The sequence below is a fragment of the Micromonospora sp. NPDC047074 genome, from assembly GCF_040643815.1.
Lineage (GTDB): Bacteria > Actinomycetota > Actinomycetes > Mycobacteriales > Micromonosporaceae > Micromonospora.
In genome coordinates this window covers 1-23700 of the sequence record NZ_JBEYVB010000022.1, presented here as the reverse complement: position 1 = coordinate 23700, position 23700 = coordinate 1, and the positions used below count along the sequence as shown (strand labels likewise).

Here is a 23700-nt window from a genome sequence, read left to right as displayed (position 1 = left end):
GCGAATGTTCGCCTGGTGGGGACACATGGTGGTGCGGCTGCGCTGGTCGGTGCTGGCCGCCGCCCTGGTGCTCGTCGCCGTCGGAGCGACCTGGGGGGTCGGCGTCTTCGGGCAGCTCACCGGGGGCGGTTTCGACGACCCGGCGAGCGAGTCCAGCCGCGCCGCCGAACGGATCACCCGGGAGCTGGGGCCGCAGGGCGCCGACCTGGTCGTGCTCTGGTCCAGCGACACGGCGGCCGTCGACCAGCCGGCCTTCCGTGACCCGGTCACGGCCACGGTCGCCGGGCTGCGCGAGCGCCCCGAGATCACCAGCGTCACCACCTGGTACGAGACGCAGGCCCCCGCGCTGGTCTCCACCGACCGCCGGGCCACCTACGCGCTGATCCAGCTCCGGGCGACGGACAAGGACGACAAGACCGCCGCGTACGAGGAGTTGCGTCCGGCGCTCGTGGCGCCCGGCGTACGGACCGAGGTCGGGGGCGCGACGGCGGCCCTGCAGGAGTCGAACGCCCAGACCACCAAGGACATCACCCGCGCGGAACTGCTCTCCATGCCGGTGCTGCTGGTGCTGCTCGTGCTGATCTTCGGCGGGCTGGTGGCGGCGTCCACGCCCCTGCTGATCGGCGGGCTGGCCATCCTCGGCGCGTTCGTCACCGTCCGGCTGGTCACCCTGGTCACCGACGTGTCGGTCTTCGCGATCAACGTCATCACCCTGATCGGCCTGGGCATGGCGGTCGACTACTCCCTCTTCGTGGTCAGCCGCTTCCGCGAGGAGTTGGCCGCCGGCCACGACACCCCCGCCGCGATCCGGCGGACCATGGTCACGGCCGGGCGGACGGTGCTGGTCTCCGGGCTCACCATCGCGCTCGCCATGGCCAGCCTGCTGATCTTCCCGCAGGCGTTCCTGCGCTCGATGGGCCTCGGCGGGATCGCCGCCGTGCTGGTCGCCATGCTGGCGGCGCTGACCGTGCTGCCGGCCCTGCTCGCGGTGCTCGGCCGCCGGATCGACGCGCTGCGCGTACCGCTGCCGTGGCGGCGTGGGGCGCGCGGGAAGCGGCCGGCGGCGGGGGAGACCGGCGGCGCCTGGGCCCGGATCGCGCACAGCGTGATGCGCCGCCCGGCGCGCTACCTGGTCGGGGTGGTCGTGCTGCTCGCGGCGCTGGCCGCGCCGTTCCTCGGGGTCTCCTTCGGCGGGTTCGACGACCGGGTGCTGCCCCCGGACGCCGAGCCCCGGGTGGTCTCCGAGCGGGTCGCCGCGGAGTTCGCCGGCGGCACGATCTCGCCGATCGACGTGCTGGTCTCCGGGGTGCCCCCGGAGCAGGCGCAGCCCTTCGCCGACCGGGTGGCCGCCGTGCCCGGCGTGACCGGGGTGCAGGTGGCGGCCAACCGGGGCACGTCGACGCTGCTGACCGTGACCTACCCGGGCGAGCCGGCCGGCGACACGGCGCAGGACGTCGTCCGGGCGCTGCGCGACCTGCCCGCGCCCGACGGCGCCGAGGTGCTCGTGGGTGGGCGGCCCGCCGTCGACCTCGACCTGATCGACGGCCTCGGCGACCGGCTGCCGTGGATGGCCCTGCTGATGGCCGCCGCGACCCTGGTCCTGCTCTTCCTCGCCTTCGGCTCGCTGGTGCTGCCGGTCAAGGCGGTGCTGATGAACCTGGTGTCGATCGGCGCGTCGTTCGGCGTGGTGGTCTGGATCTTCCAGGACGGGCACTTCGCGGACCTGCTCGGCTTCACCCCGACCGGGTTCATCGAGCCCAGCAACCCGATCCTCATGCTCGCCGTGCTGTTCGGGCTGGCGACGGACTACGAGGTGTTCCTGCTCTCCCGGGTGCGCGAGGAGTGGGACCGCACGGGCGACAACACCGCCTCGGTGGCGGCCGGGCTCCAGCACACCGGGCGGATCATCACCGCGGCCGCGCTGCTGCTGATCGTGGTGGTGGCCGGCTTCGCCACGGGCGAGATGGCGTACATCAAGCTCATCGGGATCGGCATGATCGTGGCGATCGTGGTGGACGCGACCCTGGTCCGGGCGCTGCTGGTGCCGGCCACGATGCGGCTGCTCGGGCACTGGAACTGGTGGGCGCCCGGCCCGCTCGCCCGCTTCTACCGCCGTTTCGGCATCCGCGAGTCCGACGAGCCGGCTCCGGCGGCCCCGGAGACCCGTCACCCCGCGTTCACCAAATAGAGGCTTCCATCGATGTCCCGTCGGCCCTAGCGTCGACGGGACACCGTCCCCGTCCCCCCGGGAGGCCTCTGATGGACCGTCGTACCCTGCTCCGCGCCACCGCCGCCGGTGGCGCCGCCTTCGCCGGCAGCCTCTGGGCGGGCGCCGCGCTCGCCGCCCCCGCCCAGCCCGGCCCCGGCCCGTACGGCGACCTGCTGGCCGCCGACGCCAACGGACTCCAGTTGCCGGCCGGCTTCACCGGCCGGGTCGTCGCCCGGTCCGGGCAGCGGGTGGCCGGCACGTCGTACGTGTGGCACTGGGCGCCGGACGGCGGGGCCTGCTTCCCGGCCGGGGACGGCTGGATCTACGTCTCCAACTCGGAGGTGCCGCTGGTCGGTGGCGCCTCGGCGGTGCGTTTCCGGGCCGACGGCTCGATCGCGGCGGCGTACCGGATCCTCGGCGGGACCAACGTCAACTGCGCCGGCGGGGCGACCCCGTGGGGCACGTGGCTCTCCTGCGAGGAGGTGCCGCTGGGCCGGGTCTTCGAGACCTGGCCGGACGGCAGCCGGGCCGCCGAGGAGCGGACCCGGATGGGCCGGTTCACCCACGAGGCCGCCGCCTGCGACCCGCAGCGGCGGGTGGTCTACCTGACCGAGGACGAGGACGACGGCTGCTTCTACCGCTTCGTCCCCGACACCTGGGGCGACCTGCGCACCGGCAGGGTGCAGGTGCTCTGTGCCCCGGCCGACCAGGTGACCGGGCCGGTGACCTGGCGGGACCTGCCGGACCGGGACGGCTTCCCGGTGCCGACCCGCCTGCAGGTCGGCGCCGCGCGGCACTTCGACGGCGGCGAGGGCTGCTGGTACGACCGGGGCACCTGCTGGTTCACCACCAAGGGCGACAACCGGGTGTGGGCGTACGACGCGGTGAACGAACGCCTCGACCTGGCGTACGACGACTCGCTGGTGCCGGCGGGGGCCGCGCCGCTGACCGGGGTGGACAACATCACCGGCACGGCCGGCGGGGACCTCTACGTCGCCGAGGACGGCGGCAACATGGAGATCAACGTGATCACCCCGGCCGGCGTGGTCAGCCCGTTCCTGCGGCTGCTCGACCAGTCCGGCTCGGAGATCACCGGCCCGGCGTTCTCCCCCGACGGGTCGCGCCTCTACTTCTCGTCCCAGCGCGGGGCCTCCGGCAGCACCACCGGCGCCGACGGCATCACCTACGAGGTCTCCGGGCCGTTCCGGCCCTGATCGCCCGCCCGGCCGGCGGACGCGGTGGCGCGGCGGGCGCGCCAGGCGGAGAGGGCGAGGGTGGCGGAGTACCCGGCCAGCACGATCACGTGGAAGAGGTAGAGCCAGAGCAGCACCGCCACCCCCGCCCCGATCTCGTCGAAGCCGCCGAACGGCACCCCCAGGTCGATCGGGAGCGAGGCGAAGAGCACGAAACCGTGCAGGAAGCCGGAGAGGTTCGCCGCGGTGAACGACCCGACGCCCAGCGCGGAGAGCCAGTCCGGCGACGCCGGGCCGACCACCCGGAACACCCACAGCAGCACCGGGGTGAGCACCAGCCAGACCGCCAGGAACGACAGCACCACCCCCAGCGCGCCGCTCCACCCGCCCTGCTCGACCAGCCCGGTGGTCGTCGGCAGCGCGAGCAGGATCGACAGCAGCAGGGCCGGGGCGGGGGCCAGCAGGGGCAGCAGCAACAGCCGGCCCCGCCAGCCGACCAGCGACTCGTCGCCGCGCGGCCCCGCCACCGAGACGAAGGCGCGGCGCAGCCCCTCGCCGTAGAGCGACGCCGGCAGCAGGGACGCCAACGCCAACAGCGGGGTCAACCCCACCCCGGCCTCGACCAGCGCGCGCACCGCGTGCGGCGCGCCGATCGCGTCCGGCAGGGTCTCCACGGCGTACGCGGCCAGCCGGCGGACCCGGTCGGCTCCCGCCAGCAGCGACGTCAGCCAGATCGCCAGCAGGGCCACCGGCACCACGGCGATCGCCCCGTAGAAGGTGATGGCGGCGGCGTGCAGGGACAGGTCCCGGCCCCGGAGCGGACGGAACGCCGCAGTGGTGATCCGCTTAGCCCGCCGCCATCCGCTGCCCATCGCGGAATCCTTCCCCGTACCGGCCCGGGTCAGTCATTAGGATCGCCGACCATGACCGTACTCACCACCGAGCGCCTGACGGTGCGGGACTGGACCGCGGACCCGGCCGAGCTGGCCCGGATCTTCGACATCTACTCCCGGGCGGAGGTCACCCGCTGGCTGGGCGCGCCCGGCCTGCCGCTGACCGACCCCGCGCAGGCGGCGGGCCGGCTCGCGATGTGGCGGGAGCGGCACGCGGGGCACCGCGGCCGGTACGGCACCTGGGCGATCGAGGTCCGCGACACGGGCCTGGTGGTCGGAACGGTGCTGCTCAAGCCGCTGCCGGGCCGGGACGAGGGCACGCTGACCGAGGACATCGAGGTGGGCTGGCACCTGCACCCGGACTGCTGGGGCCACGGGTACGCCACCGAGGCGGCCCGGGCGGTGGTGGCGCGGGAACTGGCCACCGGCACCCGGGAGGTCTACGCGGTGGTGGCGCCGGGCAACGAGGCGTCGATGGCGGTGGCCCGCCGGCTCGGCATGACCCACATCGGCCGCCGCACGGACTGGTACGGCGGCGAGGAGGTGGAGACCTTCGTGCTGACCAATTCCGCCGACGGGCTGCGGTGAGCCGGCCCGTCCCCGCCCGAGATCTTGGCGAGAAAGCGCCCCTGCAGGGGCAGTTTCCCACCAAGATCTCGGGCAGGACGGGGTGCTACGCCACCTCGACGAAGTCGAGTTCCGCCCAGCGGCTCAGGCGGGTGAACCGCAGCGTGTTGAAGCCCGCGTTGAGCGTGACGTCGACGCCCACCTGCCGCCAGACGTCCCAGCCGGTGTTGGGGTAGTTGACGACCTTCGGGTTCGCGCCGTTGACGGTCAGCGTGTGCTGGGCGTCGCCGTAGCCGGCGGCGTAGGCGACGTGGGCGCGGTAGCCGCCGGCCCGGGGCGCGAAGACGGTCACCTCGACCCAACTGTCCGCGTAGTCGATGTACGCCACGACCTGGCCCTGTGACGTGTTCGCGGCGGTGCGCGCCGCGCAGCGGTTGAGCGTGCCGCGCTCGGCCTCGTACCGCACGCGGCTGCCCCGCACCACCGGGTTCCCGCCGGCCCAGCCGAGCGCCGCCACGTACATGCCCCGGGCCGAGTAGTTGTTGATCCAGCCGTGGAACACGATGTGGTCGCCGCCCGCCTCGCGCACCACGTCCGCGCCGCCCGGCCCGCGTACGGCCGAGTCGAGTGACGCCGTGGTCATCAGCGAGCGGTACGCCTTCGTGTAGGGGCCGGTCAGCGAGGCCGACGTGGCGTAGCTGGTCTGGTAGCCGTCGCCGCCGTAGCCGCCGAGCGAGTAGAACAGCACGTACTGGGTGCCGACCTTGGTGAGCACCGGCGCCTCGATGATGCCCGCCTCCTCGGCGCGCCCGCTGCGCAGCAGCTCGACCCGGGCGCCCTGGAGGGTCACGCCGTCGGCCGCGACCTGCTGCAACCACAGGCTCGTCGGCTGGCCGATGGCGTTGCCGTCGTCCTTGTAGAGCAGGTAGCGCAGCCCCGTACTGTCGGTGAAGCTCGCCGCGTCGATGTCGCCGCCCTCACCGGCGTTGCAGACCAGCGGCTGGGTGCCGACGCTGGCGAACGGGCCGAGCGGCGACGAGGCCAGCGCGGCGCCGAGGCACTGCCGGCCGGTGGCCCGGCTGCGGGCGGTGTAGTAGAGCAGGTAGCGCCCGTCGGCCCGCTGGGACACGTCGGGGGCCCAGGTCAGGCCGCCGTTGGCCCAGGCACCGAGGGTCGGCATCGCGTCGGGCCGCCTGGTCCACGTTCCGGTCAGCGAGGTGGCCGTGGCGACCGGGACGTTGCCGTGACCGTTGTTCGTGGAGTACGCGTAGTAGGTGCTGCCGAACTTGACGACGTCGGGGTCCGGGAAGTCGCTGGCGATGACCAGCGACGGTGTCGCGGTGGCAGCCTGGGCCACGCCCGGGCTGACGAGCAGGGGAGCGGCGACGAGCACGGCCGCCAGCCAGACGAGAGCTTTTCGCATGGCGGAAGTCAACCATAGCCATCGATGTATTGAAAGTTTTCTGCATGTGGCCGGGATGCTGGCCGCCGGCCCGGCGCTCCGCGCTTGCCGGGCCGACCGATGATGGACCGGCCGGCCAGGACGCCAGGAGGGGCAACGATGGCGAAGCCCGCGACGGTACGCAACTCACGCATCCTCGGCGTGTTCGACGAGATCCTGCACGCTCCGCAGTGCGGCCTGCGGGCCGTGGAGATCGCCGGCCGTGGCATCGCCGGCGAGGCGCGCTGCACGCTCGCCGCGCTCGCCGACAAGGACAGGAGATACACCGGTACGGCGGCGGAGGTGACGCGACGCGCGATCGCCTACAGCGACCGCCTCGTGGAACTGGGCGAGATCGAGGACGACCTCGTCGATGCGTGGCACCGCCGGTCGGCGGGGGAGTCCGACGACGCGGCCTTCGAGCGGGCGCTGCTCGACATCGTCGTACGCCTGGAGGCCTGGCCGCGACGACTGTCCACAGACGACATCGGCACCGGGGACGGACGGCCCTACACCGTCCCCGGAGAGGCTGGGGGGACCGGCGGCCCCTGATGGAACGTCACCGGCGCGTTGAACTGCCCCACCGCGCCGTGGTTCGTGGTCACCGTGTAGGTACCCGCCTGCGTCCCGGCCGGGTCGGCCCGGGCGAGGACCGCCCGCGCGGCGGCGAGGACCGGCTCGTCGGCGTCCGCGCCGGACGCGTGCAGGTCGTCACCGATGCGGGCCTGCCACACCCCCGGCTCCGTCTCCCGTCCCTCAAGGGCCTGCACTGCCCGGTCACGGCCGGACAGCCGCCTGGCCAGCAGCGCCTTCAGCCCGCCGTAGGCGTCCTGCATCCCGCTGGTGATGCCTGCCGTCGCGGCGGCGGCCAGCGCCGCCACGATCAACTCCACCCCGGTCATTCGCGTTATCCCTCCCGCAACCTGGGACCGCCCATTGTGGCAGCGTGCGCCCACATGATCACCATCAGGATTGGTTGCGCTTCATCGTGCCTCAGTCGGGGTGGCGTGGTGGGTGATCAGTGTGGCCGTGATTTTTCTGTGGACTGTCGCGGAGGCGGTGATCGCCTGGCCAGGTGGGCTCCTGTCATGAAGCGGACACCTATATAAATCGATTTCGGCCTATGGTCGAACGCGGAGAACTGGCATAGCGAGAACGTCCCGTCCACGGGGGAGGGTCCAACATGTCCAGTCGTACCGCACTGATTCGTGCCCGTTTCTTGGCGGGTGCCTGTGCGCTGATCCTGATCGTCACGCTGGCGCCGCCAGCCGACAGCAGTCGGGCGGAGGCGGCGCAGATCCCGGCGCCTCCCTCGGCCGGGCAGGGGCCCGTCGACCGGCCGATGCCGAAGGGCGTACGCCCCGACACCGCCTTCCCGCCCGACAAGCGACCACCCGTGGTCCCCCCTGAGGTGCGCGCCGACGGCAACCCCCGGGCACTGGCACGGGCCGACTGGGACCGGCGTACCGGCGCCCGGGTCGCGGCCGAGGACCGGGTCTTCACCGACGTGCTGCTGCGGCCCGGCTTCCTGCTCGGGGACACCTCGCTGAGCCTGTACTTCAACGTCGACGCCGACGCCCCCGCCTGGTCGACCTGGCGGGTCACCGCCTACGACAAGCAGTCGCAGACCGAGCAGGCCTCGACCACGCTCACCCGGGACGAGATCAGCCGCTCGGCCTGTTCCGGCCAGCGCGACTACTGCCGGTCGTTCGGCAAGGACCAGGGCTGGGTGCTCGACGCGGGCCGGACCTACGAGGTCACCATCACGGCGGTCCTGGACGACAGCCGCGAGATCGTCTCGGAGCGTTCCGAGGCGCAGCCCCGGACCACCATCGAGCCGCCGGCGATCCCGCGGGGTCAGGCGGCCGGCTGCGGTTGCGGCAACGCGCTCGCGCTCACCAGCGCCGGCCAGGCGATCCGGGCCAACGGCGTCAACACCGCGATCGGGTCCTTCATCCAGGTCGAGCAGGACCTGGCGATGGCGTCGTTCGGGGTGCCGTTCAACTCTTCCCGCACCTACTCGTCCGCCAACGGGGTCGGCCCGCTCGGCGGCGGCTGGGCCTGGTCGTACGGCATGACGGTGACCGCGACCGAGGGCGGCGCGATCGTCCGGGCCGAGGACGGCGCCGAGGCGACGTACCGGCTGGAGGGGGAGAGCTACCGCCGGCCGCCGGGGGTGCGGTCGAACCTGCGCAGGGCCGGGGACGGCTGGGAGCTGGTCACCCCCCGCAACATCGCCCACACCTTCGACGCGCAGGGGCGGCTGGTCTCGATCCTCAACCCGCGCGGCATGGGTGTGCGGTTGGCGTACACCGAATCCGGCATCGCGATCACGGACGCCTCGGGGCGGGTGGCGAAGGCGGCGGTCGAGGGCGGCCTGATCCGCGAGATCAGCCTGCCCGACCACCGCCGGGTGAAGTTCTTCTACACCGGCACGCTGCTCACCGCGCACCTGGACGCGCGCGGCAAGCTCTGGAAGTACGGGTACGGCCCGAACGGCCTGCTCGCGACCGTCACCAACCCGGACCAGGTCGTCGAGGTCCGCACCGAGTACGACGCGGACGGTCGGGTGGTGCGGCAGCTCGACGCGCTGGGCAAGGCGACCACCTTCGAGTGGCGGGCCGACCGGCAGGAGTCGCTGACCACCGACGCCGACGGGGTGCGGATCTACGACGGCTACCGGGGCAACGTGCTGGTCTACACCCAGCGCGGCAACGGCGACTCGGAGCACCACCGCTACGACGGCGCGCTCAACCGCGGTCTCGTGGTCAACGGCAAGCACAGCCAGCACGAGTCGGAGTTCGACGACCGGGGCAACCGGACGCGGCGGAAGGCGCCCCAGTCGCTGAACTTCGACGAGAAGACCACCTACGACGCCCGGAACAATCCGACCAGGCACACCGACGGCAACGGCAAGGTCTGGGAGGACGAGTACAACGAGTTCGACGAGCTGGTCAAGAGCACCGACGCGAAGAAGAACACCATCACCTACGCCTACGACGAGCGCGGCCTGCTCGTCGCCCGGACCGACCAGCGCAAGAAGGTGACCCGGTACGAGTACCTGCCGGTCGGCCACCTGAACAGCGGCCTGCCGAAGGCGGTGATCTCGCCGATGGGTCGCCGGGTCGAGTTCGCGTACGACAGGGTCGGCCGGCAGATCGCGGTGACCGACCCGCGCGGCACCGTGCCGAAGGCCGACCGTGGCGACTACACGACCCGCTACGAGTTCGACGCCCAGGACCGGACCGTCGCCGTCCACGAGCCGGGAAAGATCCACCCGTGGCGGACCAGCTACGACGACCTCGGCCGGACGCACGCCCAGACGACGCCGTTGGGCGCCCGCACCGAGTACCGGTACCTCGACAACGGCCTGCTCAAGGTCGTCAAGGATCCGCGCCGGACGATGTCCTACACCTACACGGACGCGGGGCGGCGCGCCTCGGCCCGGCTGGAGCTGGACGACCAGCCGGACCCGGTGACGACCTACGCCTACAACGCCAAGGGCCTGCTGCACAAGGTCACCTCGCCGCGCGGCAACCTGCCCGGCGCGAACGCGGCCGACTTCACCACCACCTACTTCTACGACGCCAACGACAACCCGCTGCGGATGGAACGCCCCTATCCGGGCGGCATCACCGTCAAGCGCGACATCGGCGTGGACGACCTGGACCGGACCACGTCCAAGACGGACGAGCACAACAAGCAGTCGACGTTCGAGCGGGACAACGTCGGCAACGTCACCGCCACCCAGGACAACCTGCGCCGTCGCACCGAGATGGGGTACGACGACAACGGCCAGCAGACCCGCATCAAGGACCCTGAGCAGGGCGTCGTCGAGTACGAGTACGACGAGGCGGGCAACAGGGTCAAGACGAAGCGGGCGACCGGCGGCATCAGCACCTTCGGCTACGACGACGACGGCATGCTGGCCAGCTCCACGGAGCCCCGGGGCAACCTCCCGGGTGCCGACAAGGAGCGGTTCACCACCCACCACGAGTACGACCTGGCCGGCAACCCGTCCCGGGTCATCGACCCGCTCGACCACACCACGACGTACCGGTACGACGCCAACAACCGGCTGACCTCGGTCACCGACGCCAAGAACCGCACCACGCACTACACCTACCGGGACGACAACCTGCCGCGCACCGTGCGCACCCCGGACGCCCCGCGCGACCTGTTCGACCCGACCCGCCACACCACCGTCTACGACTACTTCGACGACGGCCTGGTGGCCTCCGTGCGCGACCCGAACGGCAACCGCACCTGGATGGCGTACGACGACGGCGGCCGGCTGACGAAGGAGACCGACCCGCTGGGCCGGGTCACCGAGTACGGCTACGACGTCGAGGGCAACCGCGTGTCGACCCTGACCCGCAGGACCCTGGAGCGGCTCACTCCCGAGGAGCGGGCCGAGCGCACCATCGTCGACACCTACGACATCGTCAACCGCCGCGACACCCGCACCCTCGGCAGCGAGGGGCCGCGCTACTCCTGGCGGTACGACGCCAAGGACCGGACCACCGCGTACGTCGACCCGACCGGGCACCGCACGGTCGCCTACGACGACGAGGACCAGATCCAGTCCGTCACCCGCGTCGAGGCCGACCTGGAGGAGAAGTTCCGTTACGAGTACGACGCGCGCGGCAACATCACGCTGCGCGAGTACCCGGACGGTACGAAGGTCTCCGCGACGTACGACGCGGACAGCCAGATGAAGACGCTGACCGCCGCGGGTGGATCCGTCGGCGCGACCCCGGCGACCTGGGGCTTCGACTACGACGTGGCGGGCCGGCGGGAGGTCACCCGGCTACCGGCCGCGACCGGGCTGATCGAGCGGCGCACGTACGACGACGCCGGACGGCTGACCGGCATCGGCACCGAACGGGCACCCGAGGCGCAACAGGCCAAGCTTCCGGACGGCGGGCTCCTCGCCTTCGGTGACCGTCCCGACGCGCCGACCGCGGTGACCGCCCAGCCGGGCGCCGGCCTGGCCGTGGTCGCCTGGAAGGCACCCCGGGACAACGACGTCGCCGGCTACACGGTGACCGCCTCGCCGGGCGGCAAGAAGACCACCGTCGGCGCGAACGCGACGAGCGCGGTGGTGCACGGGCTGGACGCCGGTACGGCGTACACCTTCACCGTCGCCGCACACGACAAGGACGGGGCCGGAGAGGCGTCGGAACCGTCCGCCCCGGTAAGCCCGGTCGCGGTGCCGCAGGACCCGGTCTCGGCGTTCCAACTCGAACTCGACGCGGTCGGCAACCCGACCCGGGTCGTCACCACCCGGGGCGGCACCTCCGAGTCCGTCGCGTACGCCTACGACCAGGCCGACCGGCTCACCTCGGCCTGCTACGCGGCCACCTCCTGCGAGGACAAGAGCAAGCCGACCGGGCGGATCGACTACCGCTACGACCTGATGGGCAACCGGCTCAGCCAGAAGCGCAGCGGCAGCGCCGGCAACGACACCACCACCTACCACTACGACGACGCCAACCAGCTCACCAAGGAGATCCTCCTCGAGCCCCGGCACGTCACCACCAAGGAGTACGGCTACGACGTCAACGGCAACCAGACCCGGGCCGGCACCGACCGCTTCGAGTACCACCTCGACAACACCCTGGCCAAGGCGAAGGTCGCCGGCCGGGAGGCGGTCTTCGGCTACGGCGCCGACGGGCTGCGGCTGACCGCCACCACCGACCCGGGCAGGCCGGAGCAGGCCACCCAGCGCTGGTCCTGGGACGTCTCCGGCACCCTGCCCCAGATCGCCATCGACACCGTGACCGACGCCAACGGCCAGACGGCCGAGAAGCGCGGCTTCACGTACGGCCCGGACGACGAGCCGCTGGCGCTGCTGGACCCGGCGAGCGGGGCGCACTCGTACACCCACGACTGGCTCGGCGGAATCGCGAACATGCTCACCCCGACCGGCACGCCGCAGGTCGGCTACGACTACGACCCGTTCGGCAATCCGCGTGTCGGGCCGACACTGGGCGGCGGCGGCGGGGCGGACGGGCAGGCCGGCGCGCCGGAGAACCCGCTGCAGTACGGCGGGGCGTACCAGGACTCCACCACCGGCAGCGGCAACTACTACCTGCGGGCCCGCAACTACAACCCGGGCACGGGCCGGTTCACCACCACCGACCCGATGCCGATGGGCGGGGCGGCGACCTCGCCGTACACGTACGCCGACAACAACCCGACGTCGTACACCGACCCGACCGGGGCGACCCCGGAGCCGGCGGCGGCGACGGGCGCCCCGCAGTCGAACCCGGAGGACGTCGCCAGGGCCCAGCAGATCCAGAGCAAGAGTCTGCTGGACGTGGTGCTGGAGGCCGGCGGCCAGATCCTGATGGAGTTCCTCGGGATCAACGACATCATCAACTGCCTCAAGGGCGACCTGGGCGCCTGCGTCTCGATGATCATCGGGGCGTTGCCCTGGGGCAAGATCTTCAAGGCGAAGAAGATCGCCGAGGCGATCTTCCGGGCCGGCAAGGCGGTCGTCACCTTCCTGAAGGAACTCGACTGGGCCAGGGCCATCCTGCGCAACGCCGAACGGGCCGCCGAGGCGGCCAAGGCGGCGGCAGCGGCGGCGGCCAGGGAGGCGGCCCAGAAGGCCGCTGCGGCGAAGGCGGCCGCGGAGGCGGCGGCCAGAAGGGCGGCAGCGGCAGCGGCGGCGCGAGCCAAGGCGCTGGCGGCAAAGGCGAAGGCCAAGACCAAGAAGGACTCCGGCGGCGGTGACGGCTGCACGTCCTGCATGTGCGCGAACAGCTTCGTCGCCGGCACCGCGGTCCTGCTCGCCGACGGCACGCAGAAGGCGATCGAACAGGTCGAGCCGGGTGACACCGTGCTCGCCACCGACCCGGAGTCGGGCCGCACCGAGGCCCGCCAGGTCACCCACACGATCCGCACCGACAGCGACAAGGAGTACGTCGACGTCACGGTCGAGGGGACCGACGCAGGCGACTCGCTCACCGCGACGGACCACCACAAGTTCTGGTCCGTCACGCGGGAGAGCTGGATCGACGCCGGTGACCTGAAGCCGGGCGAGCTGCTGCGGACCTCTGCCGGCACGTACGTGCAGGTCGGGGCGGTCCGCAAATACCACGCCGAACACGTCACGTACGACCTCACCGTCGACGACATCCACACGTACTATGTGACAGCCGGCGACACGTCGATACTCGTCCACAACAACAACAAAAAGACTGGCTGTGGACGCAAGGTCTACCGACAGTTGAGCTATGAGGACCGTGTGCGATTCGACAGCGGCGAGGGCCTGCAGCCTCGTGGTACCACTGGGTCCATAATTGACCATATCTTGAATCGCCCGACCAAGCACATCTCCGCATCGGAGACCCAGAACGCGTCCGAACGGTTCGCCTCAGGCCAGGGGCTGGTCGAAATCGATGTCGACAAGGCTATTGCGGGCGGAGCCAGATTTGTTGATCACAATAATGTCATGCAAGCCGCCACAAGGGGCGGCGACTCACGCGTAGTTCGCGATGCGCGGCGCGCGGAGGAAGTTCTGTTCATAGGGTCGATCCCATATGACGCGATGACCCTCGTACGAGGTAGGTAGAAGTCGGGATGCCAGCGCTGAGCGAACACGTGAATGTCTACACGACGGCAATCGCAGTCCTGGAACATAAAGGATTCTCAATCTGGTACGACAGGAAACATGATGCCTTCTGTGCTCAGCGGGGTGGCTGGGACTTCTGGGCAGACAATCCGGTTTCCCTACTCGGCCTGGCGGCAATATTCGAATACAAGAATCCAAGCGAGTACACGGACCGCTGGTGGGAGACTGAGGGCAGCATTCGCTACCCGGACGTTCCCGAGACTGCACCCGAGTACACCCCGGCCTACGGCAGACTCCCGACATGAAAGTGAGCGCTAATAGGGGCTGCCCTCCCTGTGGGCACCGAAAGTGCGACATCGCCCATGATCTGCGCGGCCGGGGCAGCTGTCGAGTGGCGACCTGGCACAGCGGTCGGAGGCTGGCGGGGCCGGGGCCTGGCGGCGAGATCCACTGGATCTGGCGGGACGCGGGTGTTTCTCCTTCCAGTGTCGGACCAGGTGTGCGATGGCGTGCGGCGCGGGCTGCGGCGGCTAGGCTGACCTGAGCAGAATGTCCGCTGAGGGGGTGAGCCCGGATGGCTCAGGCAGCTTTCGCGCCCGAGCCGGCGCCGCAGCAACCCGACCCCGCGTCGCATGCCCACCGAGCCGTCGTTCGACGTGCTGCGGTGGCACGACGAGCCGTGGACCGCTCAGCTCGCCCTCGACCTGTTGCCGGAGACCAACGGCCCCAAGGTTGAGGTCCTGAGCGGAAGCGTGATCGTGACCCCTGGCTCTACCTCGAAGCGAACGTCGTCTCGGGCGACGACCTCTTCATTCCGGACATCGTCATCCTCGACGTGCCGGGTGGCGGGCGGACGACGATGGACATCAGGCACGCCGTGCTGCTCGGCGAGATCGTCTCGCCGGGCAACCGGCGCAGGGACATCATCGACCGGCCCCGGGAGTACGCCGCCGTCGGCGTGCCGTTCTTCCTCCGCGTCGATTTGCGTAACCGGGTGCCCACCATCGCCTTGTTCGAGCTTGCCGAGGGGGAGTATCGGCCGGTGGCGGCCGCTGCCGCCGGCACCCGTTTCCTGATGAGGCAGCCGTTCGAGTTCTCCATCGACCCGGCCGACCTGCTCGGGGAGGCGGCACCGGACGAAGGCGACGAGGCACCGGAGGAAGGCGAGGAGAGCGCGGAGGAACAGGTCGACGCGGAGGGCTGAGGCTCCCAGCGGGCGCTCAGCGGCGCTGGGGAAGAATGTTCCGGTGACGTCCCCACGTGATCTTGTTCTGCTCGGTTCCACCGGCTCGATCGGCACACAGGCCATCGACATCGTGCGGCGCAACCCGGACCGGTTCCGGGTGGTCGCGCTCGGCGCCGGCGGCGGCAACGTCGACCTGCTCGCCGCCCAGGCCCTCGAACTGCGCGTCGAGGCGGTCGGGGTGGCGAAGGCGTCCGCCGCGCAGGATCTCCAACTCGCCTTCTACGCCGAGGCGTCCCGGCGTGGCTGGGCCACCGGCGACTTCAAGCTTCCCAAGATCGTGGCCGGCCCGGACGCGATGACCGAACTGGCGCAGTGGCCCTGCGACGTCGTGCTCAACGGCGTGGTCGGCTCGCTCGGGCTCGCGCCGACCCTGGCCGCGCTGCGCGCCGGGCGTACGCTCGCGCTCGCCAACAAGGAGTCGCTGGTGGCCGGCGGCTCGCTGGTCAAGGCGGCGGTGACGCGGCCGGAGCAGATCGTCCCCGTCGACTCGGAGCACTCGGCGCTGGCCCAGTGCCTGCGCGGCGGCACCCGGGGCGAGGTGCGGCGGCTGGTCGTCACCGCCAGCGGCGGCCCGTTCCGGGGCAAGCGCCGCGACGAGTTGACGCAGGTCACGCCGGAGCAGGCGCTGGCCCACCCGACCTGGAACATGGGGCCGGTCGTCACGATCAACTCCGCCACGATGGTCAACAAGGCGCTGGAGGTGATCGAGGCGCACGAGCTGTTCGACGTGCCGTACGCCGACATCGCCGTGATGGTGCACCCGCAGTCGGTGATCCACTCGATGGTCGAGTTCGTGGACGGCTCCACCCTCGCCCAGGCCAGCCCGCCGGACATGCGGCTGCCGATCGCGCTGGGCCTCGGCTGGCCCGACCGGGTCGGCGGGGCCGCCGCCGCCGTGGACTGGACGACGGCGCACACCTGGGAGTTCGCGCCGCTGGACGACGAGGCGTTCCCGGCGGTCGCGCTGGCCAAGGCCGCCGGCGAGGCCGGGCGCTGCCGGCCGGCGATCTACAACGCGGCGAACGAGGAGTGCGTGGCCGCGTTCGTGGCCGGCCGGCTGCCCTTCCTCGGCATCGTCGACACTCTCCGTCGCGTGTTGGACGACGCTCCCGATTTCGACGAACCAGGTACGGTCGAAGACGTGCTCGCGGCGGAGTCGTGGGCGCGCGCGCACGCGCAGGAGATCATCATCGCGGGTTCGGTGGAAGGAGCTTGATGGCGTACCTGCTCGGGGTGGTGCTCTTCGCCCTTGCGATCCTCATCTCGGTGAGCCTGCACGAGGCGGGGCACATGCTCACCGCCAAGGCCTTCGGCATGAAGGTCACCCGCTACTTCGTCGGCTTCGGCCCCACGCTCTGGTCCTTCAAGCGGGGCGAGACCGAGTACGGCATCAAGGGCATCCCGCTCGGCGGCTTCTGCAAGATCGTCGGGATGACCCCCCAGGACGACGACGTCGACCCGGCCGACGAACCGCGCGCGATGTGGCGGTTCCCGGTGTGGAAGCGGACGATCGTGATGTCCGCCGGCTCGATCACCCACTTCGCCCTCGCCGTGATCGCCCTCTGGATCATCGCGGTCAGCGCCGGCCTGCCCAACCCGCAGTTCCCCAGCACCGAGGCCGAGATCCGCAAGGAGCCGGCGGTCATCGCGCTGTCGGAGTGCGTGGTGCCGGAGAACACCCTGCGCGAGTGCACCGCCGCCGACCCGGCCAGCCCCGCCGCCCAGGCGCAACTGCGCGACGGCGACCGGATCACCGCCGTCAACGGCACGCCGATCAACGACTACGGCCAGCTGCTCACCACGCTGCGCACCCTCAAGCCGGGCGAGACGGCGCAGATCGCGTATGTCCGGGACGGCCAGCCGGGCACGGGCAGCGCGGTGCTCGCGCAGACCCAGCGGCCCCCGCTGGACGACCCGAAGGGCCAGGTCGCCGCGGTTGCCGCGCTCGGCGTCGGCCTGGTGCCCAGCACCCCGACCCGGATCACGTACGGGCCGGTCGGCGCGTTCGGCGCGACCGCCGACTTCACCGGCGACATGGCGGTCAACACCTACGAGGCGATGAAGCGCATCCCGGAGAAGGTGCCGGCCCTGTGGACGGCGATCACCGGCGGCGAGCGGGACATCGACACCCCGATCAGCGTGGTGGGCGCGAGCCGGCTCGGCGGCGAGGCCGTCGAGAACGAGGCCTGGCTGCTGTTCTTCATGCTGTTCGTCTCGCTGAACTTCTTCATCGGCGTGTTCAACCTGCTGCCGCTGCTGCCGCTCGACGGCGGGCACATCGCGATCGCCTGGTTCGAGCGGGCCCGGTCCTGGCTCTACGCCCGGATCGGCCGCGCCGACCCCGGCCGCGTCGACTACCTCAAGCTCATGCCCCTCACGTACGCGGTGATCCTGATCGGTGGCGTGTTCACGCTGCTGACCATCACCGCGGACGTCGTCAACCCGATCACGCTCTTCTCAAGGTGAGTGCCTGAAGTGACCGCTGTCAGTCTCGGTATCCCCGCCGTACCGCCCCCGCCGCTCGCCCCGCGCCGGGTCAGCCGCCAGATCATGGTCGGTCCGGTGCCGGTCGGCGGGGGCGCGCCGGTGTCGGTGCAGTCGATGACCACCACCCTCACCTCCGACGTCAACGCCACCCTCCAGCAGATCGCCGAGCTGACCGCGTCCGGCTGCCAGATCGTCCGGGTCGCCGTGCCCAGCCAGGACGACGTGGAGGCGCTGCCGGCCATCGCCAGGAAGTCGCAGATCCCGGTGATCGCCGACATCCACTTCCAGCCGAAGTACGTCTTCGCCGCGATCGACGCCGGCTGCGCGGCCGTCCGGGTGAACCCGGGCAACATCCGCCAGTTCGACGACAAGGTCAAGGAGATCGCCAAGGCGGCCGGCGACGCGGGCGTACCGATCCGGATCGGCGTCAACGCCGGCTCGCTGGACAAGCGGCTGCTCGCCAAGTACGGCAAGGCCACCGCCGAGGCGCTTGTCGAGTCGGCGCTGTGGGAGTGCTCGCTGTTCGAGGAGCACGGCTTCCGCGACATCAAGATCTCGGTCAAGCACAACGACCCGGTGGTGATGATCCGGGCCTACCGCCAGCTCGCCGAGAAGTGCGACTACCCGCTGCACCTGGGCGTCACCGAGGCCGGCCCGGCCTTCCAGGGCACCATCAAGTCGGCGGTCGCCTTCGGTGCCCTGCTGGCCGAGGGGATCGGCGACACGATCCGGGTCTCGCTGTCGGCCCCGCCGGTGGAGGAGATCAAGGTCGGCAACCAGATCCTGGAGTCGCTCGGGCTGCGCGAGCGGGGCCTGGAAATCGTCTCCTGCCCGTCCTGCGGCCGGGCCCAGGTCGACGTCTACAAGCTCGCCGAGGAGGTCACCGCCGGCCTGGAGGGGCTGCCGGTGCCGCTGCGGGTCGCCGTGATGGGCTGCGTCGTGAACGGCCCGGGCGAGGCCCGCGAGGCCGACCTCGGGGTGGCCTCCGGCAACGGCAAGGGCCAGATCTTCGTCAAGGGCAAGGTCGTCAAGACCGTGCCCGAGGCGCAGATCGTGGAGACGCTGATCGAGGAGGCGCTGCGCATCGCCGACGAGATGGGCGCCGAGCTGCCCGAGGAGCTGCGCGGCCTGCTCCCGGGGGCCACGGTCAGCGTGCACTGACCCACCGCGCCGTCGTGCGCCGGCCCCGACCGCCCGTTCCGGCGGCCGGGGCCGGCGCGCTTCCGGCGGCCGTACGGCCCGGGTCCGCTCGCGGTGCAGCCGTCCCACTGGTCACTCGACCGGCGCGACGGGGGGCGGATCTGGCAGGCTGGTAAGCGTGCTGACGGTGCCGGTACGGCAACTCGGGGAATCGGAGCGCCGCGCGGTCGAGCGACTGCTCGACCTCGACCCGTTCGCGGGCGCGCAGGTCGCCGAGCGGATCGCCGCGCGGGGCCTGGCCTGGTGGCGCGCGGAGGGCCGGGTGCTGGGCTACGGCACCCGCCGCAACCTGGAGTCGATCTGCTGGCTCGGCGGCAACCTGACCCCGGTGCTCGCCGGTGAGCCGGCCGTCGCCGCCTACGCCGACCTGCTCGCCGGCGAGGAGCGGCTCTGCTCGTCGATCGTCGGGCGGGCCGAGGCGGTGCTCGGCCTCTGGGAGCGGCTCTCCGACGTCTGGGGCCCCGCCCGGGCCGTACGCCACAACCAGCCGTTGCTGGCCACCGACGCGTTGCCGACGCCGGCGGCGGACCCGCAGGTGCGCCTGGTGCACGGCAGCGAGGTCGACCGGCTCTTCCCGGCGGCGGTGGCGATGTACACCGAGGAGGTGGGCGTCTCCCCGCTCGCCGACGACGGCGGGCGCGGCTACCGGCGGCGGGTCGCCGACCTGGTCCGGGCCGGTCGGGCGTACGCCAGGTTCGTCGACGACCAGGTGGTGTTCAAGGCGGAGCTGGCGGTGGTGACCCGCCGGACGGCCCAGGTGCAGGGCGTCTGGGTGGCTCCCGAGTGGCGGGGCCGGGGCATCGCCACGGCGGCCATGGCGGCGGTGGTACGCGACGCGCTGCTGCGGGTCGCGCCGACCGTCAGCCTCTACGTCAACGACTTCAACCAGCCGGCCCGCCGGGTCTACGAACGCTGCGGCTTCCGCCCGGTCGGCACGCTGGCCACAGTGCTCTTCTGACCTGGCTCTCCTCGTCGCCGTGCCCGGCCGGCCCGGCACGCTCGCGCCCGTGCTCGTCCGGCCCTGCCCGCCGGTGCCGCCGCCGGGGCGTCACCCGATCGTGTGGCGGGTCGGCTGCGGCCCGGCCCCGACCACGCTCCGCCGGCCCGTCCGTGTGCCCGGCCGGCCGGTAAATGCGTTGAGCCGGTCGGCCCGCACCGAGCAGGCTAGACGTTCCGCCCAGGTCTGCCCGAAGGGACTTCACCATGCGTCTGCTCCGGGACCTGTGGGCCACCTCGCCCCGCCGAATGGCGTTCGTGACCTGCATGATCGTGCTCGGCGCCGGCGGTCAGGCCGCCGCCGCCGCGCTGGCCGGTCCGGTGCTCGTGCACCGCGCCGCCGGGGTCTTCGCCCTGCTCGCCGTGGCGCTGGTCGCCGCCGTGGTCACCGACCTCGCGGTCAGCCTGCTGATGGCCGGGCTGACCGCCGACTGGTCCGCCGACGTGCGCCGCAGGCTGTGCCGGGTGGCGCTCGGGCAGGATCTGCCGACGCTGGAAAGCACCCCCGTCGGCGAGCTGCTCGACCGGATCGACGGCGACGTCTACCAGGTCGCCTCGGCGGTGCGAAACCAGGGCGTACGGATCGCGCAGGGGCTGGCCGGCGGCGTGCTGTCGACCGCCGTGGCCCTCGCGGTGTGGTGGCCAGCCGGCGTCGGGATGCTGCTGCTCACCGTGCTGCTGGCGGTCGGCCTGCGCAAGCCCACCGCGCGGATCGGCCCGGCCCGGATGGCCGAGGAGGAGGCCTGGTCCGACCTCGCCGCGGTGATGGAGGAGTCGATCCACGGCCAGGACGACGTACGCACCAGCCTGGCCCAGCCGTACGTGCTGCGCCTCTACACCCGCCGGGCGGCCGAGGTGCTCCGCCGGGGGGTACGGGTGTGGCGGATGTCGGCCGAGGTCACCACCGTGGCCGCCGGCGTCATCCGGGTGGGCGTCGGGGCCGTGGTGCTCGGCGGCGCGTGGGCGCTGGTCACCGGCCGGGTCGACGGCGCCCGGCTCACCGCGGTCTGGCTGCTCGCCATCGGGTTCGGCATGACCGTCGAGCACGTCAGCCGGATGGTCCCCGAGCTCCAGTACGCCCTCGGCGCGTGGGGCCGGGTGCAACTGCTGGCGGACTCCCCGCAGGAGCCCGTGGGCGGTGCCGCACCGGCCGAGGGGGACCTGGTGATCCGGGGCCTCACGTTCCGCTACGCCAGCGCCGACGGCGGACGCGGCCCCGCGCTGCGCGACGTCGACCTGACGTTCGCCCGGGGCCGCTCGTACGCCCTCGTCGGCAGGACCGGCTCCGGTAAGTCGACGCTGGCCAAGGTGCTCACCCGGGCCGTCGACGTGCCGCCCGGGACGGTCTTCCTGGCCGGTGACGACCTGTGTGACCTCGACGTCGAGCGGCTGCGCCGGTGGATCGCCGTGGTACCCCAGCGCACCGAGATCCTCGCGGGCACCCTCGCCCAGAACGTCGCACTGTTCGACCCGGGCCTGCTCGACGCCGCCGCCCGGGCGCTGCACGAGCTGGGGCTGGCCGGCTGGATCGCCGAGCTGCCCGACGGCCTCGACACCCGGCTGGGCGAGGGCGGGCACGTGCTCTCGGCCGGGCAGGAACAGTTGGTCGCCTTCGCCCGGATCCTCGTGCGCGAGCCGCACGTGGTGATCCTCGACGAGGCCACCGCCCGGCTGGACCCGGTGACCGAGGCGCGGGTGCAGCAGGCCACCGAGCGGTTGCTGCGGGACCGGATCGGCATCGTCATCGCGCACCGCCTCTCCTCCGTCCGCCGCTGCGACGAGGTGGTGGTGATGGCCGACGGCGCGGTGGTGGAGGCGGGGCCGCTGCACTCCTCGGAGCGCTTCGCCGAACTGCTCGCCACCAGCCACGCCACCGCGTACGCGCACGCGGCGCAGGGGAGCGGGTCCGGCGGGGTGGACCTGCTGACCGGGCTGTCGGATCCGTTCCCGCCCACCGCTCGGGACGAGGACCTGCCGTCGGCCATCCCGCCCGCCGCGCCGGCCGGATCGGTTGGGGCGCTCGACCCGCCACCGGCCAACTCGCCCGCCGCCCGGTCGGGCGGGCCCACCGCAGGTCGGGCGGGCGGGGACACCGCCGAGGAACCGGGAAAACCGGCCGGGATGTCCCTACGGGGGCTGCGCGCCCTGCGGGAGATCCTGCGGCTGTCCGTCAACGACGCGCGGTACGGGCTGGCCTCGCTCGCGATGTTCCTGCTGTGGGTGCTCGTCGGACTGGAGGGGCCGGTGCTGCCCTGGCTCTGGGCCGACCTGGTCGACGGCGCCGGTGACCCGTGGCTGCCGGCGTGGGGGATCGTCGCCGGCCTGCTGATCACCCTGCCGGTGCCGTACTTCACCGGCCTGCGGTTCCCCCAGTGGTGGGTCCGGCAGATGCTGCGGATCAGCCTGCGCCTGGTGCACGGCCAGACCGGGCCGCGCCGGGTCAGCGGGCACACGCCGGCCGAGGTGGTGGCCCAGGGCGGCGACACCGAGCGGGTGGTGCAGCTCGCCGACAACGTGATGGACCAGGGGATCTCACTCCTGCTGCTGATCACGATGACCGCCGTCACCGGAAGCCTCGTGCCGGGGTTCTTCTTCGCCGGGACGATGCTGGTCTCCGGGCTGGCCGCCACACTGTTCGGGCCCCGGCTGGAGCGCTCCGCGCGGGCCACCGTCACGGCCCGGGCCGCGTTCGCCACCGCGCTGGTCTCCTCGCTGTCGTCCGCCCGTACCGTCAAACTGGCCGGGGCCACCCGGCCGGTGCTGGCCCACCTGGCCGACCTCGACGTGGTCCGCAGCGAACGGCAGCGCCGGGAGATCTCGGTGCAGGTGTGGTCCCGGTCGACCCCGTTGCTGGTCAGCGGCCTGCTGCCGATCGGCGCGTGGGCGCTGTTCCTGGCCGGGGAACTGTCGGCGGGCGCCACCCTGGTCGCGGTCGCCACGCTGGCCGCCGCCCGCTGGTTCGCCTGGACGACGGCGTCGCTGATCTCGCAGATCCCGTCGGCGCAGGTGTGGACCCGGCGGACGGTGGCGATGACCGGGGTGGAGGCCTACTCGGCGGCGGTGCCGGAGGTGGACCTCGGCGCGGGGACGGCCCCGGCGCCGACCGCGCCGCCCCGGCACCCGCTGCGCCGGCTGGAGCTGACCGACTTCGGCGTCCGGCACGCCGACGGGACGGTCGCCGTACGCGACGTCGACCTGACCGTGGAACGCGGCCAGCTCGTGCTGGTCGTCGGTCAGGTCGGCTCGGGCAAGTCGTCGCTGCTGCGGGCCCTCGCCGGCATCGCGCCGCACACCGGCCGGCTGACCTGGAACGGCGATCCGGTCACCGAGCCGGAGCTGTTCCTGCGCCCGCACCAGGTGGGCTACGTCGGCCAGTTGCCCCGGGTGCTCTCCGGCACGGTGGCGGACAACATCACCCTCGGCCACCAGGTGGACGCCGCCGCGGCGGTGACGACCGCCCAGCTCGACCACGACCTGGCGGCGGCCGGTGGCGGGCTCGGGCTGCTGATCGGGCACAAGGGCACCCGCCTCTCGGGCGGGCAGTTGCAGCGCCTCGCGCTGGCCCGGGCGCTCGCCCCGCGTACCGAGCTGCTGGTGGCCGACGACGTGTCCTCCGCGTTGGACGTCACCACCGAGCTCGCGCTGTGGCAGGCGCTGCGCGAGCACGGGGTGACAGTGGTCGGCTCGACCTCGAAGCGGGCCGCCCTGGTCCGGGCCGACCACGTCGTGGTCCTCCAGTCCGGCACGGTCGCCGCCCAGGGCCCCTGGCACGACCTGGAACCCACCTGGTCCCACCTGGCCGGCTAACCCCACCCCGCCCGGCCCCGCCCGCCCGGCCCCGCCCGCCCGGCCCCGCCCGCCCGGCCCCGCCCGCCCGGCCCCGCCC

14 protein-coding genes and 1 pseudogene are annotated in these 23700 nt (G+C 72.3%); 12 read left to right on the top strand and 3 right to left on the bottom strand.

The genetic code is table 11. The features are described from left to right. Positions 1-4: 4 nt before the first annotated feature. Both ABZ809_RS22985 and ABZ809_RS22980 read left to right on the top strand, forming a co-directional pair. On the top strand, positions 5-2188 hold the full coding sequence (locus ABZ809_RS22985; protein ID WP_357564631.1) for an MMPL family transporter: 2184 nt from the start codon (positions 5-7) through the stop codon (positions 2186-2188). Positions 2189-2259: 71 nt separating this feature from the next. Beyond that, a complete protein-coding gene (locus ABZ809_RS22980; RefSeq protein ID WP_357564630.1) occupies positions 2260-3423 on the top strand; it encodes an alkaline phosphatase PhoX in 1164 nt (387 codons plus the stop codon). Here the strand turns inward: ABZ809_RS22980 and ABZ809_RS22975 are convergent. Next, positions 3393-4274 (bottom strand): YhjD/YihY/BrkB family envelope integrity protein, encoded by an 882-nt coding sequence (locus ABZ809_RS22975; RefSeq protein WP_357564629.1) that lies wholly within the window; start codon positions 4272-4274, stop codon positions 3393-3395. The genes ABZ809_RS22980 and ABZ809_RS22975 overlap by 31 nt on opposite strands. Before the next feature lie 51 nt (positions 4275-4325). Here ABZ809_RS22975 and ABZ809_RS22970 point away from each other — a divergent pair, with 51 nt between their 5' ends. Next, positions 4326-4883, top strand: a complete 558-nt coding sequence (locus tag ABZ809_RS22970; RefSeq protein ID WP_357564628.1) for a GNAT family N-acetyltransferase — start codon at positions 4326-4328, stop codon at positions 4881-4883. 85 nt (positions 4884-4968) lie between these two features. Here ABZ809_RS22970 and ABZ809_RS22965 read toward each other — a convergent pair whose 3' ends face one another. Continuing rightward, positions 4969-6285, bottom strand: a complete 1317-nt coding sequence (locus ABZ809_RS22965; protein ID WP_357564627.1) for a family 43 glycosylhydrolase — start codon at positions 6283-6285, stop codon at positions 4969-4971. Positions 6286-6423: 138 nt separating this feature from the next. Between ABZ809_RS22965 and ABZ809_RS22960 the strand changes: the two genes are divergently transcribed. After that, positions 6424-6855 (top strand): hypothetical protein, encoded by a 432-nt coding sequence (locus ABZ809_RS22960; protein WP_357564626.1) that lies wholly within the window; start codon positions 6424-6426, stop codon positions 6853-6855. On the opposite strand, the gene ABZ809_RS22955 is transcribed toward ABZ809_RS22960, so the two are convergent. After that, a complete protein-coding gene (locus tag ABZ809_RS22955) occupies positions 6813-7205 on the bottom strand; it encodes a hypothetical protein (protein ID WP_357564625.1) in 393 nt (130 codons plus the stop codon). The genes ABZ809_RS22960 and ABZ809_RS22955 overlap by 43 nt on opposite strands. Positions 7206-7486: 281 nt before the next feature. Between ABZ809_RS22955 and ABZ809_RS22950 the strand changes: the two genes are divergently transcribed. From ABZ809_RS22950 to ABZ809_RS22915, 8 genes and pseudogenes are all read left to right on the top strand, one after another. Beyond that, positions 7487-13885: a polymorphic toxin-type HINT domain-containing protein gene (locus ABZ809_RS22950; RefSeq protein WP_357564624.1), complete on the top strand. Its 6399-nt coding sequence runs from the start codon at positions 7487-7489 to the stop codon at positions 13883-13885. An 8-nt stretch (positions 13886-13893) separates the two neighbouring features. Further along, a complete protein-coding gene (locus ABZ809_RS22945) occupies positions 13894-14190 on the top strand; it encodes a hypothetical protein (protein WP_357564623.1) in 297 nt (98 codons plus the stop codon). A gap of 503 nt (positions 14191-14693) precedes the next feature. Further along, positions 14694-15089 (top strand): annotated as a pseudogene (locus ABZ809_RS22940) (Uma2 family endonuclease); the annotation flags it as partial. 43 nt (positions 15090-15132) lie between these two features. Further along, the gene (dxr, locus tag ABZ809_RS22935) at positions 15133-16347 is read left to right on the top strand and encodes a 1-deoxy-D-xylulose-5-phosphate reductoisomerase (RefSeq protein WP_357564622.1); all 1215 of its coding nucleotides are present in this window, start codon (positions 15133-15135) and stop codon (positions 16345-16347) included. Then, positions 16347-17597, top strand: coding sequence for a site-2 protease family protein (locus ABZ809_RS22930; protein WP_357564621.1), 1251 nt, complete (start codon positions 16347-16349; stop codon positions 17595-17597). Before dxr ends, ABZ809_RS22930 begins: the two co-directional genes overlap by 1 nt. 9 nt (positions 17598-17606) lie before the next feature. Next, positions 17607-18779, top strand: a complete 1173-nt coding sequence (gene ispG / locus ABZ809_RS22925) for a flavodoxin-dependent (E)-4-hydroxy-3-methylbut-2-enyl-diphosphate synthase (RefSeq protein WP_089001519.1) — start codon at positions 17607-17609, stop codon at positions 18777-18779. A gap of 157 nt (positions 18780-18936) precedes the next feature. Continuing rightward, the gene (locus ABZ809_RS22920; protein ID WP_357564620.1) at positions 18937-19776 is read left to right on the top strand and encodes a GNAT family N-acetyltransferase; all 840 of its coding nucleotides are present in this window, start codon (positions 18937-18939) and stop codon (positions 19774-19776) included. A 245-nt stretch (positions 19777-20021) separates the two neighbouring features. Continuing rightward, positions 20022-23621, top strand: coding sequence for an ABC transporter ATP-binding protein (locus tag ABZ809_RS22915; protein ID WP_357564619.1), 3600 nt, complete (start codon positions 20022-20024; stop codon positions 23619-23621). Positions 23622-23700 lie beyond the last annotated feature (79 nt).